Source organism: Bartonella sp. CE47NXGY (genome assembly GCF_042195415.1).
Classification (GTDB): domain Bacteria; phylum Pseudomonadota; class Alphaproteobacteria; order Rhizobiales; family Rhizobiaceae; genus Bartonella.
In genome coordinates, this window is record NZ_JBHIOI010000279.1 from 1 (window position 1) to 574 (window position 574).

The following is a 574-nucleotide window of genomic DNA, read 5'->3' on the forward strand; positions in this document are numbered from 1 at the left end:
GTTAAAGCATCAGCACTTAAAACCACATCATAACTTAAAATCGTGCTCTCTTGAGAGGTTGTGAGCATGCCCCCCGCTGTCAAGGCAACCTGCTGCATGCTGACAATATCACCCGTGTGATTGAGGGCACCATGGGCATCCAGCGTTATCTTCCCATTAGACCAGACAGTGCCTTCTTGGATCAGGGCACCGTGATGCGCATAAAGGTCAATTTTTTGCTCTGCCACTAAGCGCGCGCGTGATGTAAGCTCTGCTGCTTCCACCAAAAGAGAGCCGCCGGCGCTATAATGTCCAGCGCCTACAGTGAGCGCATCATCGGCGCTCAAGACAATATTCCCCTTGGCACCAATATGGTTGTTTAAAGCGCTGATTTGATTGGTTTTAATGGTCAGATCGCCAAGGGAAGAAACCCCTGTTTGATCATTGTCTTGCATGCGGCTCAGATCAATTGTTGCTGCTTGGATCTCTAAAAGATCACCGGCGGCTATCCGCCCATTCCCCGCCTCAAGCTTTGCTGCCTGTAAATGCAAAGAACCCGTCGCTGACTGTTGACCATCACTCCCAATACCGCTTG

1 protein-coding gene is annotated in these 574 nt (G+C 50.5%); it reads right to left on the minus strand.

Annotation, left to right across the window (positions count from 1 at the left end):
- Positions 1–574 (minus strand): hypothetical protein (locus tag ACFIL3_RS11100; protein WP_375682307.1); only part of this gene is annotated, 574 nt, incomplete at both ends.